The organism is Glutamicibacter sp. NPDC088483 (genome assembly GCF_044753145.1).
Lineage (GTDB): Bacteria > Actinomycetota > Actinomycetes > Actinomycetales > Micrococcaceae > Glutamicibacter.
The window spans coordinates 311,796-333,812 of the sequence record NZ_JBIVMP010000002.1; the positions used below are offsets into that span (position 1 = coordinate 311,796).

16 protein-coding genes are annotated in these 22,017 nt (G+C 64.4%); 5 read left to right on the forward strand and 11 right to left on the reverse strand.

The features are described 5' to 3' along the window. Nucleotides 1-4: 4 nt before the first annotated feature. Nucleotides 5-1,234: a radical SAM family heme chaperone HemW gene (gene hemW / locus ACIP6G_RS05680; protein WP_400289081.1), complete on the reverse strand. Its 1,230-nt coding sequence runs from the start codon at nt 1,232-1,234 to the stop codon at nt 5-7. Further along, nucleotides 1,235-3,082: a translation elongation factor 4 gene (gene lepA, locus ACIP6G_RS05685; RefSeq protein ID WP_105658326.1), complete on the reverse strand. Its 1,848-nt coding sequence runs from the start codon at nt 3,080-3,082 to the stop codon at nt 1,235-1,237. It abuts the gene before it with no gap. 112 nt (nt 3,083-3,194) lie between these two features. Here lepA and ACIP6G_RS05690 point away from each other — a divergent pair, with 112 nt between their 5' ends. Then, nucleotides 3,195-3,764 carry a type II toxin-antitoxin system PemK/MazF family toxin gene (locus ACIP6G_RS05690; RefSeq protein ID WP_400289083.1) on the forward strand — a complete coding sequence of 190 codons (570 nt, stop codon included), beginning with the start codon at nt 3,195-3,197 and terminating at the stop codon, nt 3,762-3,764. Between the two features lie 170 nt (nt 3,765-3,934). Then, nucleotides 3,935-4,195, forward strand: coding sequence for a 30S ribosomal protein S20 (gene rpsT, locus ACIP6G_RS05695; protein WP_105658324.1), 261 nt, complete (start codon nt 3,935-3,937; stop codon nt 4,193-4,195). Between the two features lie 175 nt (nt 4,196-4,370). Here the strand turns inward: rpsT and holA are convergent, their stop codons facing one another. From holA to leuS, 5 genes are read right to left on the reverse strand one after another with little or no spacing between them, the layout of a single operon-like run. Then, nucleotides 4,371-5,363 carry a DNA polymerase III subunit delta gene (gene holA, locus ACIP6G_RS05700; protein WP_105658323.1) on the reverse strand — a complete coding sequence of 331 codons (993 nt, stop codon included), beginning with the start codon at nt 5,361-5,363 and terminating at the stop codon, nt 4,371-4,373. A 34-nt stretch (nt 5,364-5,397) separates the two neighbouring features. Further along, nucleotides 5,398-7,665 (reverse strand): ComEC/Rec2 family competence protein, encoded by a 2,268-nt coding sequence (locus ACIP6G_RS05705; protein WP_400289085.1) that lies wholly within the window; start codon nt 7,663-7,665, stop codon nt 5,398-5,400. Next, nucleotides 7,662-8,309 carry a helix-hairpin-helix domain-containing protein gene (locus tag ACIP6G_RS05710; RefSeq protein ID WP_400289087.1) on the reverse strand — a complete coding sequence of 216 codons (648 nt, stop codon included), beginning with the start codon at nt 8,307-8,309 and terminating at the stop codon, nt 7,662-7,664. Before ACIP6G_RS05710 ends, ACIP6G_RS05705 begins: the two co-directional genes overlap by 4 nt. A gap of 15 nt (nt 8,310-8,324) precedes the next feature. Further along, nucleotides 8,325-9,263 (reverse strand): DegV family protein, encoded by a 939-nt coding sequence (locus tag ACIP6G_RS05715; RefSeq protein ID WP_400289089.1) that lies wholly within the window; start codon nt 9,261-9,263, stop codon nt 8,325-8,327. Nucleotides 9,264-9,272: 9 nt separating this feature from the next. Then, nucleotides 9,273-11,762 carry a leucine--tRNA ligase gene (gene leuS, locus ACIP6G_RS05720; protein ID WP_400289090.1) on the reverse strand — a complete coding sequence of 830 codons (2,490 nt, stop codon included), beginning with the start codon at nt 11,760-11,762 and terminating at the stop codon, nt 9,273-9,275. Nucleotides 11,763-12,051: 289 nt separating this feature from the next. Here leuS and ACIP6G_RS05725 point away from each other — a divergent pair, with 289 nt between their 5' ends. Then, nucleotides 12,052-13,914 carry a hypothetical protein gene (locus ACIP6G_RS05725; RefSeq protein ID WP_400289092.1) on the forward strand — a complete coding sequence of 621 codons (1,863 nt, stop codon included), beginning with the start codon at nt 12,052-12,054 and terminating at the stop codon, nt 13,912-13,914. A gap of 111 nt (nt 13,915-14,025) precedes the next feature. Here the strand turns inward: ACIP6G_RS05725 and glpK are convergent, their stop codons facing one another. Genes glpK through ACIP6G_RS05740 form a run of 3 tightly spaced genes read right to left on the reverse strand, consistent with a single transcriptional unit; the run spans nt 14,026 to nt 18,031 of the window. Then, nucleotides 14,026-15,546 (reverse strand): glycerol kinase GlpK, encoded by a 1,521-nt coding sequence (glpK, locus tag ACIP6G_RS05730; protein ID WP_105658318.1) that lies wholly within the window; start codon nt 15,544-15,546, stop codon nt 14,026-14,028. 17 nt (nt 15,547-15,563) lie between these two features. After that, complete coding sequence (locus ACIP6G_RS05735; protein WP_105658317.1) at nt 15,564-16,292, reverse strand: MIP/aquaporin family protein; 729 nt, start codon at nt 16,290-16,292, stop codon at nt 15,564-15,566. A 59-nt stretch (nt 16,293-16,351) separates the two neighbouring features. Further along, entirely contained in the window at nt 16,352-18,031 is a 1,680-nt protein-coding gene (locus ACIP6G_RS05740) for an FAD-dependent oxidoreductase (protein WP_400289094.1), read from the reverse strand. A gap of 106 nt (nt 18,032-18,137) precedes the next feature. Here ACIP6G_RS05740 and ACIP6G_RS05745 point away from each other — a divergent pair, with 106 nt between their 5' ends. Beyond that, nucleotides 18,138-19,145 (forward strand): sugar-binding transcriptional regulator, encoded by a 1,008-nt coding sequence (locus ACIP6G_RS05745; RefSeq protein WP_400289097.1) that lies wholly within the window; start codon nt 18,138-18,140, stop codon nt 19,143-19,145. Between the two features lie 10 nt (nt 19,146-19,155). After that, complete coding sequence (locus tag ACIP6G_RS05750; RefSeq protein ID WP_388022082.1) at nt 19,156-20,052, forward strand: alpha/beta fold hydrolase; 897 nt, start codon at nt 19,156-19,158, stop codon at nt 20,050-20,052. Here ACIP6G_RS05750 and ACIP6G_RS05755 read toward each other — a convergent pair. After that, nucleotides 20,049-22,010, reverse strand: a complete 1,962-nt coding sequence (locus tag ACIP6G_RS05755) for a primosomal protein PriA (RefSeq protein ID WP_400289099.1) — start codon at nt 22,008-22,010, stop codon at nt 20,049-20,051. The genes ACIP6G_RS05750 and ACIP6G_RS05755 overlap by 4 nt on opposite strands. Nucleotides 22,011-22,017 lie beyond the last annotated feature (7 nt).

A 22,017-nucleotide genomic window follows, 5' to 3' on the forward strand; every position in this document is an offset into this window, starting at 1 on the left:
AGTCTTAGAAATCGAGCAGTTCACGCACCACGAGGTCGGCCAGGAGCCGGCCTCGCTGCGTTAACACCAATGTGCCGGCGAACGCGGCCTTGGCATCAATCAGCTCGTCGGCGATCAAGCCGGCGACTTTCTTGCGTCCGGTTTCATCGAGCTCGCTAATCTTCATGCCCGAACCCAGCCGGGTCAACAGCATCGTGCGCTCAAGCTGCACGGCCTCGGCATCCGGGTATTCGCGGCCGTGGCCCGGGGAGATTCCAGCATCGATCCGTTGCTGATACGCGGCTGGATGCTTCACATTCCACCAGCGCAGCCCGCCAACATGGGAATGCGCGCCGGGGCCTGCGCCCCACCAGTCGCCGCCCTGCCAGTAAGCGATGTTGTGCTGGCAGGCATTCGCCGGGGTCTTCGCCCAGTTGCTGACCTCGTACCAGGAGAAACCGGCCGCGGCAAACATGTCGTCGGCCAACTGGTACTTTTCGGCATGGTCGTCATCATCGATGTTCGGTACCTCGCCACGGCGAATCTGGGCCGCCAGCTTGGTGCCTTCCTCGATGATCAGCGCATACGCCGAAATGTGATCAGGTTCGTAGCTCAACGCGGCTTCGATGCTGGCGCGCCAGTCTGCCAGGCTCTCCCCCGGAGTGCCATAAATCAGATCGACACTGACATCCAGGCCGGCCTCGCGCGCCCACGCAACGGCTTGCGGAACGCGCTTCGGATCATGGGTGCGCTCAAGCACCTTGAGCACGTGGGGCACCGCGGACTGCATGCCGAAGGACACGCGGGTGAACCCGCCGTCGGCCAGCTCCTGCAGGCTTTCGCGGGTCACCGAATCCGGGTTGGCCTCCGTGGTGATTTCCGCGCCCGGCTTCAGGCCGAAGTCGTCGCGGATCCGGCCGAGCACCGAGACCAGGTCTCCGGCGGGCAGCAGCGTGGGAGTTCCGCCGCCGAAGAAGACAGTTTCAATTTCGCGGTGCGGTTGGCCCGAACGGTCCATCACCTCGCGGGCGAAGCTGATTTCCTTGCTGACAGTGGCAGCGTAGGTTGCTTGGCTGGAACCGGAGCCCAGCTCCGTGGCGGTGTACGTGTTGAAATCGCAGTAGCCGCAACGGACGGTGCAGAACGGAATATGCACATAAAAGGACATGGTCCGCCCCTGTGCCTCATGCGCGCATGAGGCAGGGAGCAGACCATCGGCCGGAGCCGGATCGCCGTCAGGCAGTACTGAAGGCATCTACTTCTTTTTCGGCTCGTCGGTGGACAGTGCGGCAATGAAGGCTTCCTGCGGAACCTCCACGCGGCCGACCATCTTCATGCGCTTCTTGCCTTCCTTCTGCTTTTCCAGCAGCTTGCGCTTGCGGCTGATATCGCCGCCGTAGCACTTGGCAAGAACGTCCTTGCGGATTGCGCGGATGTTCTCACGGGCAATGATGCGCGAACCGATCGCGGCCTGGATTGGAACTTCGAACTGCTGGCGAGGAATCAGCTCACGCAGCTTCGAGGTCATCATGGTCCCGTAGTTGTAGGCCTTGTCGCGGTGCGTAATGGCGCTGAAAGCATCCACCTGCTCGCCCTGGAGCAGGATGTCGACCTTGACCAGATCTGCCACCTGCTCGCCGTCGGCCTTCCAGTCCAGCGAAGCATAGCCGCGGGTCTTGGACTTGAGGTGGTCGAAGAAGTCGAACACGATCTCAGCCAGCGGAAGGTGGTAGCGCATTTCGACACGGTCCTCGGAGAGGTAGTCCATGCCGCGCATGGTGCCGCGGCGGGTCTGGCACAGTTCCATGACCGAGCCGATGAATTCGCTTGGCGCCAGGATGGTGGCGGCAACCATTGGCTCGTGGACTTCCAGGATCTTGCCATCCGGGAATTCCGAGGGGTTGGTCACCGTAATCATCTGCTTGTCTTCGCCCATGACCTCGTACACCACGTTCGGCGCCGTGGAAATCAGGTCCAGATTGAATTCGGATTCCAGTCGCTGGCGGGTGATTTCCAGGTGCAGCAGGCCCAGGAAGCCCACGCGGAAGCCGAAGCCCAGGGCCACGGAGGTTTCCGGTTCGTAGGTCAGCGCAGCATCGTTGAGCTGCAGCTTATCCAGCGCATCACGCAGTACCGGGTAGTCGGTGCCGTCCATCGGGTACAGGCCGGAGAAGACCATTGGCTTGGCCTCTTCGTACCCGCCCAGGGACTCGGTGGCCGGCTTGTGGAAGTTGGTGACGGTATCGCCGACCTTGGACTGGCGCACGTCCTTGACACCGGTGATCAGGTAGCCCACTTCGCCAACGCCCAGGCCCTTGGTGGGCTCGGGGTTCGGCGAGGATACGCCGATTTCCAGCAGTTCGTGGGTGGTGCCGGTGGACATCATCTGGATCTTCTCGCGAGGAGACAGATTGCCATCGACAACTCGAACGTAGGTCACCACGCCACGGTAGGTGTCGTATACGGAGTCGAAGATCATTGCGCGAGCCGGAGCCTTGGCATCGCCGACAGGCGGCGGGAGCTGCTTGATGACCTCATCGAGCAGTGCTTCAACGCCTTCACCGGTCTTGCCCGAAACCTTCAGCACGTCTTCTGGCTCGCAACCGATCAGGTTGGCCAGCTCGGCAGCGTACTTTTCCGGCTGCGCGTTGGGCAGGTCGATCTTATTGAGCACAGGGATGATCGTCAGATCGCCCTCGATAGCCAAATAGAGGTTGGCCAGGGTCTGCGCCTCGATGCCCTGGGCGGCGTCAACTAGCAGGATCGCGCCTTCGCAGGCTGCCAGCGAACGCGAGACTTCGTAGGTGAAGTCGACGTGCCCGGGGGTATCGATCATGTTCAGTGCATAGGGGGTGCCATCTTCGGCTCCCCACGGCATGCGCACAGCCTGGGACTTGATGGTGATGCCGCGTTCGCGCTCGATGTCCATGCGGTCGAGGTACTGTGCCTTCATGTCGCGGGCAGCGACAACGCCGGTCAGTTGCAACATCCGGTCGGCCAGGGTCGACTTACCGTGGTCGATATGGGCAATGATGCAGAAGTTACGGATGAGCGACGGATCGGTCGCGGCAGGCACCGGAGCGGTGCGGGCCAATGGAGACACCTAAACAGACCTCACTAGCTGACTAAAAGACATAGTTGGATTAGCTTCCATTCTGTCATGATTTCCGCGTCTTCTCATATTTCGACAGCCTGAAACTGATAGTTTGTCGTCCATGCCACTGAATCCAGAGAAGATATTTAGCATCGTCATGCGCGCGCTGAAGGAAATCAGCAAGGTCCGCGCAAATTCTGCAAGCAAGCGCCCGGCCAGCAACCGCGCGGCCAGCGGGTCCCCGAGCACTGCCGGAAGCCGCTCTCGTGCCAACTCCATGCAGGATTCTCCAGCGGGTGCCGGCTACCCGGGTGATTACCGTGGCAAGATTCACTACGAGTACAACCCGGCGAAGGACGGCAACGCCGATCCGGGAGAAATTGTCTGGACTTGGGTTCCCTATGAAGAGGATTATTCGCAGGGCAAGGATCGCCCGGTGCTGATCGTCGGCCGTGATAGTGGCTGGCTGCTGGGGTTGATGCTCACCAGCAAGGACAAGAACAACTCGGATCACCGCGACCGCAACTACATGGACATCGGTACCGGCGACTGGGACCGCGAGCGGCGTCCGAGCGAGGTCAAGCTCGATCGCATTATCCGAGTCGGCGAGCAAGCCGTCCGGCGCGAAGGCGCCATCCTGGATCGCGAACGCTTCTCAAATGTGGTGAACGCCCTAAACGAACGCGCATAAGCACTCGTTGTCAGGCTCCCTATCTGATAAAGTTAATCTTTGTGTGTTGCGCAGGTTGGGCAACACGCCCCCTTCGGGTCGCCATAGGTGCCCCACACCGCTCAGTCGATGGCTTGAAGGATGAACCCTCTACCGACCGTATAAAACGATAAACGAGAGAGTTTATTAAAGTGGCTAACATCAAGTCCCAGAAGAAGCGTATCCTGACCAACGAGAAGGCACGTCTGCGTAACGTAGCTGTCCGTTCCGAGGTCAAGACCGTGATCCGTAACGTCAACGAGGCAGTAGTCTCCGGTGACAAGGAAAAGGCAACCGAGGCACTGCGCCTGGCTGGCAAGAAGATCGACAAGGCTGTAAGCAAGGGTGTTCTGCACAAGAACAACGCTGCTAACCGCAAGTCGGCTATCGCCAAGAAGGTTAACGCCCTCTAAGCCGAGCTTAGACTTCATCAACTCCCCCGCACTCATCGAGTGCGGGGGTTTTGTTTTGCCCGGAACTGCTCGTCGAAGCTTCCAGGCAGACACGCGCCGATGGCTAGCCTTCATTAAAGAGCAGTGGGAGCACGCACGAGTGCATCGTGCCCGCCCCCACCTGGAACCTCAGCGGCTAGCGTCCCGGAGCCTTGCCTGCAATGAACATGATGGCGTGTTCCAGCGCGTAGCCCGGTGAACGGCTGCCGCCCTTGACCATGCGGTCGGTATTCGCTATTTCTTCGACGCACAGGGCAAGATCGCTGCGTTTCCAGCCGCGAGCCTGCTGCTGCGCCTGCTGAACTTGCCACGGCGCCATCCCCAACTCGGATGCCAATGAAGCTGCGGGTTCATTCACGCCGGCGACCTTGGCGATCTGGCGGACCTTCATCGCCAAGGTGGCCACAATGGGAATCGGGTCGGTTCCAGTACCCAGCGCATGGCGCAAAGTGCGAAGCGCCATCTGGGCGTTGCCGGAAATTGCGGCATCGGCCACCTTGAAAGCAGTTGCTTCAACCCGGCCGCCGTAGTACCTGTCGACCGTATCCTGGTCAATGGTTCCCGTGGTGTCGGCAATCAGCTGGGAGCAGCTCGATCCAAGCTCTGCCAGCGAGTTGCCTACCGCCGCTACGAGGGCTTTGACCGCGTCATTGGTAATCCGGCGCTTGGCGGCTTTGAATTCGGACTGGACGAAGTCGATCTTCTCGGAGTCCTTTTTCACCGGTTGGCAATTGACGATCAGGGCACCGGCAGCTTTGATTGCGTCAATCAGCTTCTTGCCGCGCGTACCACCCGAGTAATGCATGATGAGCACATTCTCGGGAGCCTGGTCTTTCAGGTAGGCCAGGGCGTCCTTGAGGAAGTACTCGTTCATGTGGGCCAGTTCGTGGACCTCGACCAGATTGGCGCTGGAAAACAGCGAAGAGCTGGTGGCCATGAGCAGCTCTCCAGGCTCGTACTTTGCCGCGTCAAGACGCGTGTGCTGGATATCGTCCCGCTGGGATGCCTGGGAACGCAGCAATTCGAAGGCGCGCGAAGCGAGGTAATCCTCTGAACCGGTCAACAGGATCAGTGGTTGTGGGCGCAGTTCCCGCCATGAGATACCCGGATTTGCTTGGGCGCGTGCCATCGAACTCCTTAGTGCATCGGTCGATATAACGATCCTACCGAACCGGCGTACCCAGGGCGGTACCCAGAACGCCCTGGCTGGTAAATGTGAGCAGTACGGTACCCGATTGGTCGGTGCGAATCACCGTCGCGCCGACCTGCTGCGCCATCGCCAGGGTTTCGGGGTGCGGATGGCCATAGGAATTATCCTTCCCCGCGGAGACCAGCAGGATCTGCGGACGGATCTGCTCGATGATTTCGGTTCCGCCGTTGCGTGCCCCATGGTGCGAGGCTTTCAGGATCGCTGCATGCCCTTGCGGATGCAGGCGCAGCAGGCGATCCATGGCTTCGGTTTCCATGTCCCCGGCTGTGAAGAGATCGATGGTCCCGGGCCCGGTGGAAAAGCTGAACCGGATGACCAGCGACGTATCGTTGGGTTCGGCGTATTTCGCGAAGCGCGCCTCGGGGCCCACGACTTCGAAGCCCACCTCCCCTGCAGCCTGCCGCGTACCGGGCTCCAAGGCGCGTGCACCGGGCCATAGTTCAAGGTCGAACCCAGTCGAGACCAGGCGTTCACCAATCTTTACGTGCGAATTCTCCAGCTCGCCCACGGCCCCGAAATGGTCGCTGTGGGTATGCGTGATGAAGACCTTGCTCAAGGTGCTGATGCCCAGCCGCTCCAGGCACAGCAGCAACCCGCTCTCCGGTGGTCCGGTATCGATCAGCCAGCCCTCTGAATCCCCCAGATTGATGACGAAGGCGTCGCCCTGGCCCACATCGCACATGGCAATGCTCCAATGCGGCGCGATATCTTCCCGGTAGAACAGCGTCGCAGGCAGAACGAGCGCTACGGCGAATACCAGGATCGCTCCCAGCACGCTTAGGGACACCTGCCTGACCCGGAGCCTCTCGGTTTCCCGGCCCAGCACCAGCAGGGTGCACAGCACCAGGGAGAGCATCACTGCCAAGACGATTCCGGGTAGGCCTTCGGGCCACGGCCGGGCGGCACCGGGGAGCCCGGAAACGAAATGGGCCACCTGGCCAATGGCTTCTGCCGGCAGCCCCGGAACCCAGATCAGCACCGATTCCAGCGCTGGCCACGGCGTGCACAGCAGCAGGCAGGCCATGCCGAGCGCAGTAATCAAGGGCAGCAACGGCGCGACCACGAGGTTCGCGGGCAGCGAGTACAGGCTGAAATCCGAATTCAACGCGATGACCACCGGCAGGCAGGTGAACTGCGCCGCGCAGCAAATGGCCGTCAGCTGCGCGAACCAGGCCGGGAATATGTGGAGAAGAATTTCGGTCAGGGCCGGGGCGAGCATGATGATTCCCAGGGTCGCCAGCATCGACAGGGCGAAGGCCGGTTCGGCACCCAGCGAGCGATCGATAGCCAGCAAGGCGGTTCCGCTCAGGCACAGTATTCCCAGAGAGCCTTGGCCACGACCCAGCAGCACCGAGATGACCGCAATGCTGCCCATCAGGCTGGCGCGCAGGACACTGGGATCCGGCCCGGCAAACCAGGCGAAGAGCCCGACCACGCCAATCATCAAGATCGCGCTGGGTGCCCGTGGCACCGAAAACAGCCGGAGCAGCACCAGCACAATGGCCCCGATCAGGGCAATGTTCGATCCGCTCACCGCGGTCAGGTGGCTCAACCCGCTGGATCTCATCGCCTCGCTCACCGCTTCGTCCTGTCCGGAACGATCGCCATAGAGCATGCCAGGCAGCAGCGCCTGGGCATTGTCCGGCAGGCCGCGCAGGCCCTGGGTGAACCGTTCCTTGAGGTAATCCGCGGCGGTAGGCTCAACCCAGGAGCTCACCTGCGGTTCACTGGCGGCATGCGCCCACCAATCGAAGGCGCCGGCAGCTGCTGCTTCCAAGTCGAGGATGGTCTCGAACTCGCCCGCAGTGGCCGGCACCCCGAAATCAATGGTGAGGAAGACCGGCACCCGGCATGGCACCCATTGGCCGTTGGCCCAGTACCGCTGGATTTCCGCCCGGCCGGCGGCAGCCCCCTGGCCCTGCGCGGTGGCCGGGTCCTCGAAGCGGACCACGGCACGGCGCTGTTGCTCGCCGGCGCCCGGCAGCTGGCACTGGGGGTCGGTGAAGGCCAGGCTGCTGACGGCCACCACCCCCAGGAGCAGGATAATAGGACCGGTAAACCATGGCGCCGCGTAGGCGCGGTCGTGCCGGGGCCGCAATAGCAGGAACAGCAGGATAGCCATCAGCGCGGAAAGTACCCACAGCAACCAGACCGGGAGGGTGAAATAGGCGGCGGTCCACGCGCCGCCCAGCAGCCACAGGCCGCGGAAATCGGTGTTCACGGGATCACCAGTTCGCTCAGCTGGCCCAGCAGCGCCGGACCGATGCCCGGTACCGCATCCAGCTCTTCCACGGAGCTGAACGGGCCGTTCTCGGAGCGGAAGTCGATGATCCGGGCTGCCAATGCCGGCCCGATCCCCGGAAGCTCCTGCAGGGTCTGGGAATCGGCACTGTTGAGCGAAATCTTCCCGCCCGCCGCCGCACTCGGTGCCGCGGCTGGTTCCGTGGCCGTCTCGGCGCCCGGAAGGACCACCTGCTGGCCGTCGACCAGCTTGGCCGCCAGGTTCACCATCTGCGCACGTGCGCCCTTGGCCAGCCCGCCGGCGGCGTCCACCGCGTCGGCAATCCGCGAATCCACGGGCAGCTGGTAGACGCCGGGCTTCTTCACCGCGCCGACTACGTGGACCGTGACCTCGGGCGCGGCCGGGCTCGGGGACTGGCGGTCCTCCGGCGCCGAAGCGGACGGGTCGGATACCAGCGGAACTGTTTCAAGCTCCTGGGCGACCGGCGGTGGCGCGAGCAGGATGGAGATCGCAATCCAGGCGAGCACCACGATGACCAGCACCAGCACGGCCACGCGCGAGATCGCGAATCTCAGGCGACCGGGACGTGGCGCGTACTTGCTGAAGAAGTCGTGGCGGCCCATGGGCCACAGTCTGGGCTATGGCGCCGGCGGCCGATCCAGGATGGACTCCGACTGTGGATAGCTGGGGGCGACGCACACGGCGATCACGCCCAGGCCGGTATGCGCGGCCAGCACCGCCGGAAGGGACTCGACCACGACCGGCATGGCGCTGAACGGTGCCAGTTCGGTGGCGATTTCCTCGGCCAGTTCCTCGGCGCCGAAATGCATCACCCCCAGCCGCACCTCGCCACTGGCGTCGCGGGCGTCGCGCAGGGCCAGAGCGACCAGCCGTGCGGTGGCGCGCGCGAAGGAGCGGGGCTTTTCCAGGGCGACGATCGAGCCCTCGGCAATCCCGAGGATCGGCTTGAAATTCAGCAAGCTGCCGACCACGGAGGACAGCGCGCTGATCCGGCCGCCGCGGCGCAGCTGCTCAAGGCTTGGCACCGCGAAGTACACGGTGTTGGCGGTGGCCGTGCCGGCGATCTGCTCGAGCATCTCCAGCGGGGCGCCGGCGGCGCGGGCAGCCAGCACATCGGCCACGGCAAATCCCTGGGGCAGGCACACGGTGCGCGAATCGACCACGGTGATTGGTGCGTCAAAGCTGCGGGCCGCCAAGCGGGCCGCCTCCACGGTGCCCGACAGCGCCCCGGACATGTGGATCGAGATGATCGACTCGCAGCCGGCGTCGAGCAGCTGCCGGTAGGCGCGTTCGAACTCGCCTGGCGCCGGGCGCGAGGTTTTCACCGCCTTGCCCATGGCCAGGCCCATCATCAGCGCCTGCAGGTCTTCGCCGTGCACATGGTTGTCCACGATGATCGGGATCGGCACTTCGATGAAGTCCGGATGCGGCCCGAAATGCCCGGGCAGGCAGGCCGCCGAATCGGAGACGACCCCGATGCGGGTACGCGAAAGCCCGCGCGGGGCCAGCCACTTGGGCAGCCAGCCCGCGCGCGAGCTTTTCTGGCGTTCAGTCATGAGCCGAGCTTACGGGGCGGGAACCACGTTCACGAGCTTCGGCGCACGCACGATGACCTTCAGCGGCTCCTTGCCATCGAGCATCCGGATCACCGACTCGTGGGCCAGGGCCTGGGCGCGCAGCTGCTCCTCGGTGATGTCCACCGGAACCTCCAGGCGGGCACGGACCTTGCCCTTGATCTGCACGACCGCGGTGATGGTGTCATCGACCAGCAGCGACTCGTCCACTTCAGGCCAGGCGCTGGTGACCACGGAGGGCGCATAGCCCAGCGCTTCCCACATGTCCTCTGCGGTGTACGGGGCGAACATGCTCAGCAGCTGGGCGGTCACCGTGGCGGCCTCGCGCACTGCCGGGTCCGCTGCCCCGGCACCGGAGTCGATGGTCTTGCGGGTCGCGTTGACCAGCTCCATGGTCTTGGCGATGACCACGTTGAACTTGCCCGAATCCAGCAGGGCGGCGGATTCATGCACGGTGCGGTGGGTGACCTGGCGCAGCGCCTTGTCCCCTGCCGCGTAGTCCACGCCGGCCTCGCTGGTGGTGTCCTGGGCGATGCGCCAGGCGCGGGCCAGGAACTTCTGCGAGCCCGATGGGGAGACATCGGCCCAGTCCACGTCGTCCTCCGGCGGGGAGGCGAAGACCATGGTCAGGCGTACCGCGTCGACGCCGAACTTGTCCAGCTGCTCGCCCAAATCCACGCCGTTGCCCAGCGACTTGCTCATCGCCTTGCCGCCGTTCAGGACCTGGCCCTGGTTCAGCAGCGCGGAGAACGGCTCGGTCGCGTCGATCAGGCCCAGGTCGTGGATGACCTTGGTGAAGAAGCGCGAGTACAGCAGGTGCAGGATCGCGTGCTCGACCCCGCCGACGTACTGGCCTACCGGCATCCAGTCGCGCACGGCCTTCGGGTCGAAAGGGCCCTGCGTGTACTGCGGGGAGACGAAGCGCAGGAAGTACCAGGAGGAATCCACGAAGGTGTCCATGGTGTCGGTGTCGCGCTTGGCGGCGCCGCCGCACTGCGGGCAGGCCACGTTGACCCATTCCTCGGCGGCGGCCAGCGGGGAGGTGCCCTTCGGGGCCAGTTGCTCGCCGCGCAGGTTATCGGGCAGGCGCACCGGCAGCTGGTCGTCGGGAACCGGGACCTCGCCGCAATCGGCGCAGTGGATGATCGGGATCGGGGTGCCCCAGAAGCGCTGGCGGGACAGCAACCAGTCGCGCAGGCGGAAGTTGATGGTGTGCTTGCCGGTGCCGGCAGCTTCCACGATCTCAATGGCCTTGGCGATCGCCTCGGTCTTCTCCAAACCGGACAGCTGCCCCGAATTGACCAGCTGGCCTTCGCCCGCGGTGGCGGTGCCGGTTTCGTTCGGGTCTTCCAGACCGGTTTCGACGACCACGCGTACTGGCAGGTCAAAGGCCTTGGCGAAGTCCAGGTCGCGCTGGTCGTGCGCAGGCACGGCCATGATGGCTCCGGTGCCGTAGTCGGCCAGCACGTAGTCCGCCGCCCAGACCGGCAGCTTCTCCCCGGAGAGCGGGTTGATCGCGTAGCGGCCGGTGAATACGCCGGTCTTCTCGCGTTCGCTGGACTGGCGCTCGATCTCGGACAGGGCCTTGACCTGCTCCTGGTATTCCTCCAAGGCGGCGCGGTGCTCATCGGTGACCAGTTCGCTAGCCAGCTGCGCGTCGGCGGCGACCACCATGAAGGTAGCACCGTACAGGGTGTCCGGGCGGGTGGTGAAGACCGGGATCTGCAGCGCAGGCTTGTCCTCGTGCGCTTCGATCCCGAAGGTGACCTCGGCGCCTTCGGAACGGCCGATCCAGTTCTTCTGCATCAGCAGCACGCGCTCAGGCCAATGGCCCTTGAGCTGCTCCATGTCCTCAAGCAGGCGGTCAGCGTATTCGGTGATCTTGAAGTACCACTGGTTCAGCGACTTCTTGGTCACCGCAGTGCCGCAACGCTCGCAAGCGCCATTGACGACCTGCTCGTTGGCCAGCACGGTCTGGTCCTTCGGGCACCAGTTCACCGGGTGGTCCTTGCGGTAGGCCAGGCCCTTCTCGTAGAACTTGTTGAACAGCCACTGGGTCCAGCGGTAGTACTCCGGATCCGAGGTGTGCAAGCGGCGATCCCAATCGGCGGAGATCGCGTAGCGCTTGAAGCTGGCGGCCTGGGTATCGATGTTCTTGTAAGTCCACTCGGCAGGGTGGGCATTGCGCTTGATCGCGGCATTCTCTGCGGGCAGGCCGAAGGAGTCCCAGCCGATCGGGTGCATCACGTCATAGCCGCGCAAGCGCCAGTAGCGCGCGACCACATCGCCCATGGCGAAGGCCTCGGCGTGGCCCATGTGCAGATCGCCCGATGGGTAGGGGAACATGTCCAGCACATAGCGGCGTTCGCGGCTGCCATCATCGGCGGGCTTGAACACCTGTAGTTCGTCCCACACCGGAAGCCACTTGGACTCGATGTCCTTGAAGTCGTAGGTCCTGGGTTCGTTCGTCGATGATGTCACGCTGCTCTTCTCACACGCTTTGCGGAAAATTTCCGATAGGAAAAACTTGTTCTTGGTTCCAGACACAACAAAAGCCCCCAAATTTCCACTCGGGGGTACGGCCAACGGGCCGTGCTCAGGCTAGGTTGCGCTTCGGATTCATATCGCGATTCTATCGCATATCCCCTGCCCACGCGCGCATCGATGAAGCGCAAGATTGCACACAGCGGCAAACGCGGCGCCACCGCAGTTATCCACATCCCGCAGCTGCCCGCAGGGGCAGGAGCTTCCAGCGCCCGATCATGGAGCCATGAACGCGCCAGCCCTGATCGCCGCATTGCGCACCGCATGCCAGGCCCCGATGCACCTCGGACCGGCCTTGTCCGGTGCCATGGTGCTGCGCCTTGGCTACCTGTGCCTGGCCCTGTATGCCGCGCTGGGCAAGCTGGTGCGCGATGCGGGCGACCCGCGCCTGGTCCTGGCGCATCTGCAGCTCACCGAAAGGTTCGCCCAGCAAGTCCATTGCGAGCAACACGCCGGCGCACTGCATGCCGAGGCCACCGGCGCCCGGGCGCTGGCACTGGACAGCTACGCGGCCCTGCGTTTGCCTGCGGATGACCCCGACGCCATCACCGACGGGCTCTTTGCCGGGGAACCGGACCTTGCCCCGGGGCGCTGCTGCTACAAGGACACCGCCCAGCTGCTGGCCGCATGGCTGGGCATCAGCTACTTCGAAGCCCAACGGCGCATTGCCGACGCGCACCTGCTCATTGGCCGGCGCACCCCCGATGGCGGCATCTGCGCGCCGCGTTTCAAGTATCTGGCCGAACTCTACGGGCAGGGCGCAGCCAACCGCCGGGCCATCGCTTCCGCCGCGCGGCGCCTTGAACGGCTCGAACCGCAGGACACCATCTTTGACGGCGTGCCCGTGCCGCTGCTGGCGCATGGCACCGATGGCCGCAGCCTGGACCAAGCCGCGGCCCACTCCCTGCGGGAGCTGGGCCCCGCCGCCGCGCAGAAGCAGATCAGCACCTCAATCAGGACCTACAAAGAACTGCACGGCAAGCAGCTGCCTCCCAAGCTCGGCATGTTCATCGGCCCGGTGAAAAACGGCGTGCATTTCTTCTCGCTGCGCACCGATGCCACCGATGCGCAGCTGGTTCATTCGGTGCTCACGCAGGCCGGCAACCCACGAACCAAGGCCGGCCGGGCCGATCGCGATCCCCAGCAGCAGCGCCCGGCGGGTTCGGGATCCAGCGCCAGCGGCGGCCCGCGAGGGGGCCAGGACTCCCAAGCGGACCAGGAGTCCACGGCAGGCCAGAACGCTGGCAACGGAAGTGGAGCCGCACCCGAGCCGCCGTCGTGGCTGCACAGCGATCAGCCCATGCCGCCGTGGGCCGAAGAGGAACCAGAAGCTCACGATGGCCAGAACCCGGACGGCGGCCGCACCGCAAAGCAGGCAGAGGCCCAAGGCGAACCGCAAGACGAGCCGCACCTGCAGGACTCCCCCGCCGGGCAGCCCGATCTGCATCGTCGCCGGCTCAACGCGTTCATGGCGCTGTTGCGCGCACCATTTGCTGGCGGCGATCGAAAAGTCGTCATCCCGAAGTTCGTGGTCTACCTGTGGCTCGCGGATCTGCAGAACCTGGCGGACGCGCACGGCATGACCGCAAATGGCATCGACATCCCGCCCGGAGAACTCCGGCAGCTGCTCGCCAGGGCGAACATCATCCCGATGGTCCTCGGCGGCAACAGCCAAGTGCTGGATATGGGGCGCAAGATGCGCTACCACAAAGGCCGGATCCGCGAAGCGATCATGGCCCGGGATCGCGGCTGCATCGTGCCCGACTGCACCGCGCCGCCGGATCATGTCGAAACCGACCACTACCAGAAGCCCTGGTCCGAAGGCGGCGAAACCAGTGTCTGGTCCGGGGCGGGAATGTGCACGTCCGATCACCACAAGCGCCATGCCGGACAGCTCGAGGTCGTCGATGTCGATGGGCTGCCGCACGTGGTCATGCCTGCACATGTCGATCCGGAGCAAAAGCCCCGCCGCAATACCTATTGGGACGCCCGGCAAGCCGGCGAGTCCCCCGCGCGCCGCAGACCCGCCGCGCAGGAAACCGCGCGTCCAGGCCAGGAAGACACCCCTGAGGCCGCATCGGGCGATTGAGGCGATTGAGCTGCCCCGCGGGTTAAACCGGCAACGCCCGAACCACCCATCCGGGTGATTCGGGCGTTGCCGGTTGCGGCCGGCTCGGAACCGGCCAAGCCACGGTTGCGCTTAGGCCTTGGTATCTTCGTCGACCCAGTCGAAGGTGCGGGTGACAGCCTTTTTCCACAGGCGCAAGCTGCGCTCACGCGTAGCCTCATCCATGGTTGGCTCCCAGCGCTTGTCCTCGGCCCAATTGTCTTCCAGTTCGCCCAGGTCCTTCCAGAAGCCAACGGCCAGGCCAGCAGCGTAGGCTGCACCCAGTGCGGTGGTCTCGGTGACCTTCGGGCGAACCACTGGCACGCCGAGGATGTCAGCCTGGAACTGCATCAGGGCTTCGTTGGCCACCATGCCGCCGTCGACCTTCAGTTCGGTGAGCGGAACCTCTGCGTCGGCGTTGACCGCATCCAGGACTTCGCGAGTCTGGAATGCGGTGGACTCCAGGGCCGCACGGGCGATGTGGTTCTTGTTCGCATAGCGGGTCAAGCCCACGATCGCGCCACGGGCATCCGAGCGCCAATATGGTGCGAACAACCCGGAGAAGGCCGGAACGATGTACACGCCGCCGTTGTCCTCCACCTTTGCTGCCAGTTCCTCGATCTCCGGAGCGGTAGCGATCATGCCGATATTGTCGCGCAGCCACTGGATCAGCGACCCGGCCACGGCAATGGAACCTTCCAAGGCGTACACCGGTGCGTTTTCGCCCAGCTTGTAGGCCATGGTGGTCAGCAGGCCGTTGGTCGAATTCACGATCTCCGTGCCGGTGTTGAAGATCAGGAAGCAACCGGTGCCGTAGGTGTTCTTCGCGGTACCTGCGGTGAAGGCCGCCTGGCCGAAGGTCGCCGCCTGCTGGTCGCCCAGGATGCCTGCAACGGGCACCTCGCGCAGCAGCTGGTTGGTGTGCACGGAGCCGTAGACCTCCGAAGAAGAGCGGATCTGCGGCATCATCGAGCGCGGCACGCCGAAGTCAGCCAGGATCTTCTCGTCCCAGTCCAGGGTCTTGAGGTCCATGAACAGGGTACGTGATGCGTTGGTCACGTCGGTGACGTGCACGCCGCCGTCCACGCCGCCGGTCAGGTTCCACAGCACCCAGCTGTCGGTGGTGCCGAAGAGCAGGTCGCCTGCTTCGGCACGCTCCCGGGCACCTTCGACATTGTCCAGGATCCACTTGATCTTGGTGCCGGAGAAGTAGGTCGCCAGGGGCAGGCCAACGGTCTGCTTGTAGCGTTCCAGGCCGCCATCGGCTGCCAGTTCGTCGACGATGTCCTGGGTACGGGTGTCCTGCCAGACGATCGCGTTGTAGACGGCTTCGCCGGTGTTCTTATCCCACACCACCGCGGTTTCACGCTGGTTGGTGATGCCGACGACCTCGATGTCGTGGCGGGTCAGGTTGGCCTTGGACAGGGCCTGGCCAATCACTTCGCGCACGTTGCTCCAGATTTCGGCTGGATCGTGCTCGACCCATCCGGCAGCCGGGAAGATCTGCTCGTGTTCCTTCTGGCCTACCGAATGCACCTCACCGGCGTGCGTGAAGACAATTGCGCGGGAGCTGGTCGTGCCTTGGTCAATGGCGATGACGAATTTTTCACTCATGATTCACTGCTCTCTTTCTAGAACATTGGCGCGGCGGCAAGTCCGCCAAGGATACCGCCGATGGCTGGACCAGCCAACGGAACCCACGAGTAGGACCAGTCGGAGGAGCCCTTGCCCTTGATCGGCAGGATGGCGTGGGCAATTCGTGGACCGAGGTCGCGGAACGGGTTGATGGCGTAGCCGGTGGCTCCACCCAGGGACAGGCCGATGGCAACAACCAGCAGGCCGACAGCCAGCGGGCCAAGCTCGTGAGGAGTGTGCCCCAGTCCGGCGATCACGAACACCAGGACGAAGGTGCCGAAGATTTCCGAGACCAGGTTCCAGCCGTAGGAGCGGATGGCCGGTCCGGTGGCGAAGACGCCCAGCTGCGTGCCCGCGTTCTGCGGATCATCCAGGTGCTTCTTGTAGGACAGCCAGGTGCCCACGGCACCCAGGAAGGCGCCAATGAACTGCGCCGCGAAGTAGAGCAGCGTATTGGCCATGGTCTTGGCGACGCCGGGGGCGTACTCGGCAACGTCCGGGTTGACCAGCAGGCCCAGGGTGACTGCCGGGTTCAGGTGGGCTCCGGAGATCCCAGCTATCCAGACGCCGCAATAGACGCCCAAGCCCCAGCCGAAGCTGATGGCTACCCAGCCCGCGGCGCTGCCGAGAGTGCCTTTCAGGGCGACGTTCGCGCAGACGCCGCCGCCCATCAGCAGGAGAATGAAAGTGCCGGCTAATTCGGCGAGAAACACGTGAGTGGACAACGTTGACCTCTTAGTGGTTTCGAGTGCCAGCGGCGCCTTGCCGCCGGCCTGGATGCAGGTTAGACCAGGGTGACTCCGTGGGCTTCTGCGAGTACCGAGAGCGAATGGTCGATCTCGGCTTGGGTCTGGGACTGGTCCCAACCCATCGGCTCTGCAAGGCAATTAGCTGCCTCGATTACCAAATCCTTCGTGACCAGGCCGCGGAAGGCCAGGTTTGTGCGGCGGATGAAGACATCGATCAACCGGCCCACCTGCTCATGGTTCGCCATGTAGGCCAACTCCTGGCAGGACAGCTCGTTGGTGTGCTCCAGCATGGTTTCGTTGCCGCCGATGATTTCCAGCAGGGCATCGGCTCCGGTGCCGTAGCGTTCGAGCAGCACGCGCAAGCGTTCGCGGCCGGCCTTGGACTCGCGCGCGGCATACCAAGCGGCGAGTTCGCCCTCGTTGGCCGGGAAGTTCTTTCCGCCACCGATGGCTACGCCGGCGGTGGACTTCACTTCACGGGCGCCGAGGAATTCCAGGGCCTTGCCGCCGAGGTTCTCGCTCAATGCGCGGAAGGTGGTCCACTTGCCGCCGATCAGCGAGAGCATGGTGGTCGCGTCGGTCAGGCGGGTTTCCTTGATCTGGTAATCGCGGGATACGAAGCCTGGCGCGGTGTCGTCATGGCTGGGCAGGGGGCGCACGCCGGAGAACTTGTAGACGATCTGTTCCCTGGTGGCCTTGATGCCCGGGAAGACATGGTGGACCAGCTCGAAGAAGTAGTCGACTTCCTCGTCGGTGCATACCGCTGGCTCGTTCATGTCGTGCTCGAGGTCGGTGGTGCCGACCAGCACGCGGCCGAGCATCGGGTAGATGAGCACGATTCGGCCGTCTTCATGCTCGAAGAAGATTTCGCGGCCTCCGGTAGCGGCGAGCAGTTCCGGGTGATCCAGCACGATGTGCGAACCCTTGGTGCCGCCGGTCCACTTGGTATCGCGGCCCAGGTCCTTGTTGGTCAGATCCACCCACGCGCCGGTGGCGTTGATGATGACATCGGCGTCGAAGTCGAATTCTTCGCCGGAGAGCATATCGCGCAGCTTCGCGGTGCCGCCGTCGACGCCGGCCAGCTCAACGTAGTTGCTGGCGCGGGCCTCGTCGTTGGCGTTCAGGCCTTCACGCAGCACATCCAGGGTCAGCCGCTCGGGGTTGTGCACCGAGGCGTCGAAATAGGTGGCGGTGTACTTGACGTCATCGCGCAGTGCTGGAAGATCCTGGCGGGCAGCCTTGCCGGCCTTGAAGTTATGCCAAGGGGTGTTGCGTCCGCCGATCCCTGCGAACACGTCGTACATGATCAACCCGGCCTTGATCAGCGCCGCCCCGCGTTCGGTTGGCTTGCCCGACTTGTGGGACAGGAAGCGCATCGGTGCGCTGAGGATACCGGAGAAGGTGGAGAAGATGGGAATGGTGGTCTGCAGCGGCTTCACATAGTGCGGAGCGATCTCCAGCAGCGAATTGCGCTCCTGCACCGACTCGTGAACCAGGCGGAACTCGCCGTTCTCCAGATAGCGGATTCCGCCATGGATCATGTGCGAGCTGGCACCCGAAGCGCCCTGGCAGTAATCGCCGCGCTCGATCAGGGCTACATCAATCCCCTGCATGGCCAGGTAGCGGAAGGTCGCTACGCCGTTGATGCCACCGCCAACAACCAGAACCTGCGCCTGCGGACGTTCGCGCAGTTTGGCTAGCTGTTCCCGAATCACGATTTGTGCCCCTTATGTAAATATTGAATGAGTCTGAAGCTAGTCTTGTTACTGAACGGCAAAGCGGTCAAACAAAATGCACAAACGTGCAGAAGTGGTCTGAATCATGATGAAATCCTCGTCCAGGGGCACCTACAAGCGGGCAACGACTGGCACATCTGTGCACAGCACCCCCAAGGCCAAGGATGCGCTGCGCGCCGCCCAGCTGTATTACCTTCAGGATATGAAGATGGAAGTGATCGCCAAGGAGCTGGGCACCTCGCGGTCCACGGTCTCCCGGTTGCTCACCCACGCCAAGCGCACCGGCATGGTTTCGATCAGCATCTCCCCCAGCGCCAACATGTCGGCGCTGCTGGGAAACCAGCTCTCCGAGCACTACGGGATCAGCTTCAACGTCGTACCCACCGATGGCAACATGGATGACTCCGAGCTGCTGGCCCGGGTTTCTGCGCACGCGGCCTACCTGCTCGGCGGCATGGTTTCCTCCTCGATGACGGTGGGTGTTGCCTGGGGATCGACCATGCAGTCGGTGTCCACGGCGCTGGGCTCCCACCCGACCCATGACACGAAGATCGTGCAGCTCAATGGAGCGGCTAATCCGGTGACCAGCGGCGTGCGCTATGCCAGCGACATCCTCACGCGTTTCGGCCAAGCCTTCACCGCCCGCACCGAGCAGTTCCCGGTCCCGGCCTTCTTCGACCGGGCCTCCACCCGCGACGCAATGTGGGAGGAAACATCGATCCGCCGGGTACTGCAGGTGCAGAAGGAGATGAGTCTCGCGGTATTCTCCCTGGGCTCGGCCGGCTCCGCCGTGGCTTCGCAGGTCTACCGCGGCGGCTACCTGACCAAGGCGGAAACCCAAGAGCTCAACGAGATCGGCGTGGTCGGCGACGTGGCCACGGTGTTCTTCGACAAGGACGGGAACAGCTCGAACATTTCGCTTAATGCCCGCTCCACCGGCCCGAACCTCGATGCCCTTCGCAAGGTGCCGACCCGTTTCTGCGTGGTCGCCGGCCGCGGCAAGCTCCAGGCCGTGCGCGGTGCGCTCAAAGGCGGGCTGATCACCGATCTGGTGATCGACGAGGGCACCGCCCTGGCGCTGCTGGACGGGTAGGGTTAAAGCCATGGCCCCACGACAGCAGCTAGTGACCACCCATCATTTGAACGGTGCAGAAATCCGGGTCTACACCCACCCGGCCCAGCAGCCCTCCCGCGGGGTGATCTACGCCGTGCATGGTTTCCGCGGAGACCACCACGGGCTGGCGCGCATCGTCTCGCACCTGGAGCACTACACGGTGATCGTTCCCGATCTTCCCGGCTTTGGCACTTCGACCTCGATGGCGGATCTGCCCCATGACGTCGAGGGGTACGCTGCGGTGCTCAATCAGCTGGCCGAAGAGCTGCAGCTGGAATCCTCCGTGCACCTGCTGGGGCATTCCTTCGGCTCGATCGTGGCCGCCAAGCTGGCCACCGTCCGCGGCTTTGCCTCGCTGGTATTGCTCAACCCGATCTCCGAGCCGGCGTTGGAGTCCGACCAGGCGCTGCTGGCCAAGCTAACCAGCGGCTACTACGAGGTGTGCGCCAAGCTTCCGGCCCGCATCGGCGAACCGCTGCTGCGTTCCAAGCTGTTCAGCGATGCCATGAGCCTGGTGATGACCAAGAGCAGGGACCCGGAAATCCGCCGCTACGTGCGCGAGCAGCACCGCGCCTACTTCGGCGGCTTCCACTCGCGGGCCACCTTGGCCCAGTCGTACCGCGCCTCGGTCAGCGCAACGGTCGGGGACTACTCCCCTGCGCTGGGCTTGCCGACGCTGATGGTCGGCGGCCTGCAAGACGAACTGGGCACCGCGCAGACGCAGGAGGCGCTGCGGGCCAGCTTCGCCAACGCCCAACTGGTCATGCTCGAGAACGTCGGGCACCTGATCCACTACGAGAAGGCTCCCGAAACCGCCGCCGCCATCGATGGCTTCCTGCAGCTGCTGGCAACCGGCCAGGCCGAGGATCCCGCGGCGGGCTCCTAGAGCGCGTCGTCCGGGTCGATAGCGATATTCACGACCGGGTCCTTGGCCGCGGACATGCTCGCGCGCAGCTGGCGCAGGGCCTTGGTCACCGCCGGCCCGTCGGCGTAGGAGAAGAAGAGCACGTAGCGGTGCTGGGCCGGGGGCCCGTCTATCACCGTCGGGCCGTGGATTTGCACGCACTGCCGGGTCTGCGGATCCAGGTTCGCGACCAGCCGTTCGGCGCCCAGGCCCGAAATCACTGCGCTGCGCACTGCCGGAGGCAACCCCACCTCGCGGCGCTCGGCCAATTCGCGTTCGGCAAAGCTCGCCGGGTCATAGCGCACCAGCGCGGCCCCGGCGGGGCTCGGATTGCCGGTGAGCACCACTACCCCGTCGGCACGCGCCATGGAAGCAGCGGTGAACCAGCGGGAGATGACTTCTTCGGGGTTGCGCAGCGAATCGTGGGCCATCATCTTGTCGGCATCGAGCAGCAGAACCGCGGCGTAGCCGGATTCGGCAAATGGTTCGACCCCTGGCGTAGCGACCACCAGCGCCGGTTTGCCGGGAATCTTGTCCACGGGTTTTGCTCCGGTGGAAGAAATAACGCTGACCTTGGGGAAGGCCAGCCCGAGTTCTTCGGCGGTGCGGTCGGCGCCGATGCTGGCGGCCCGGATCCTCGATGAGGCGCAGTGCACGCACCGGTAGTCGTGGTACTGCTCGCCGCACCAGCGGCAAGCCACATGCGAGCCTTTGCCGGCGATGTGCAGCGGGCCTTGGCAGGCAGTGCAGCGCGCCGGGGTGCGGCAGTCCTGGCAGGCCAGCGCCGGCATGAACCCGGTACGCGCCACTTGCACCAGCACCGGGCCGGATTCCAGCGCCTTGCTAGCTTCCCGCCAGGCCAGCGAAGGGATGCGCGCCCGGGCGAGCACCGGGTCGCGCTCGAGCTCGAAATCGTTTGTGGTGGCCACAATGCGGGCGGTTTGCGCACGCAACAGGTCGCGGGGAACCTTCAGTTCGGTGGCCCAGCCGGTCGCCACCAGGCGCTGGGCTTCGACCGAGCGCGATGGCGATGCGATCAGCAGGGAGATGCCTGCTTGCTGGCTGCGCAGCAACGCCACCTCGCGGCTGTGCTGGTAGGGTGCGCGCTGTTCGCGGTGCGATTGGTCCGCGTCCTGCCACACGATCATCAGTTCCAGCCCGGGCACGTGGCATAGCGCCGCCGAACGGGTGCCGATGACGATCTGCACATGCCCTCCGATGGCACGCAGGAAGTTGCGGTAGCGCGGAGTCGGCCCGTCGTCGGCCTGCAGCCGCGCATAGGATTCGGCGCCGAAGTGCTCATCGAGATAGCCACTCAGCAGCCGCAGGTCGCGCGCGTCGGGCACGATCAGCAGCACGCGCTTGCCGCGCTCAAGCACCGGACGGGCCGCATCCATCAAGAAACCTGGCCAGGCACCGTGGAAATTCGGCACCCAGGTGGCAACGGCGCGCAGGGTTTCGCCGCTTCCCCAGGCGTCAAGCGCTTGGGCGCCGTGCTCGTAGCGGGAGAGCTGGTTCGGGGCGTCGGGCAGCAACGGCGCGACGGTGGCCAATTCCTCTTTTTCGACCTTGGCCGCGCGGGCGGGCACCGCAAGACGCACCACATCCCACAGGGTTCCTGCATAGCGGGTCGCGATCTCCTGCGCGGCGGCCACGATTTCCGGGTACAGCGCCACCTGGGTGCTGACCAGCTTGGCCAGCGGCCGCAGTTTCATCTCCGGGGCGTGGTCCTCGAGCACCGCGACGATGAATCCGGAGAGCAGCTGCGGCCCGAAGGGCACCTTCACGCGCACCCCCGCCACGGCATCCTGGGCCATCGAGGGAGGAATCTCGTAATCGAAGAAGCGGTCCAGGTGCGGGACGGAAGAATCAATCAGCACCCGGGCAACCCGCTTGAGGCGGGCCGGCTCGGGTGCTGAGATGAGGGCGTCTTGCTGCACGCTCAGG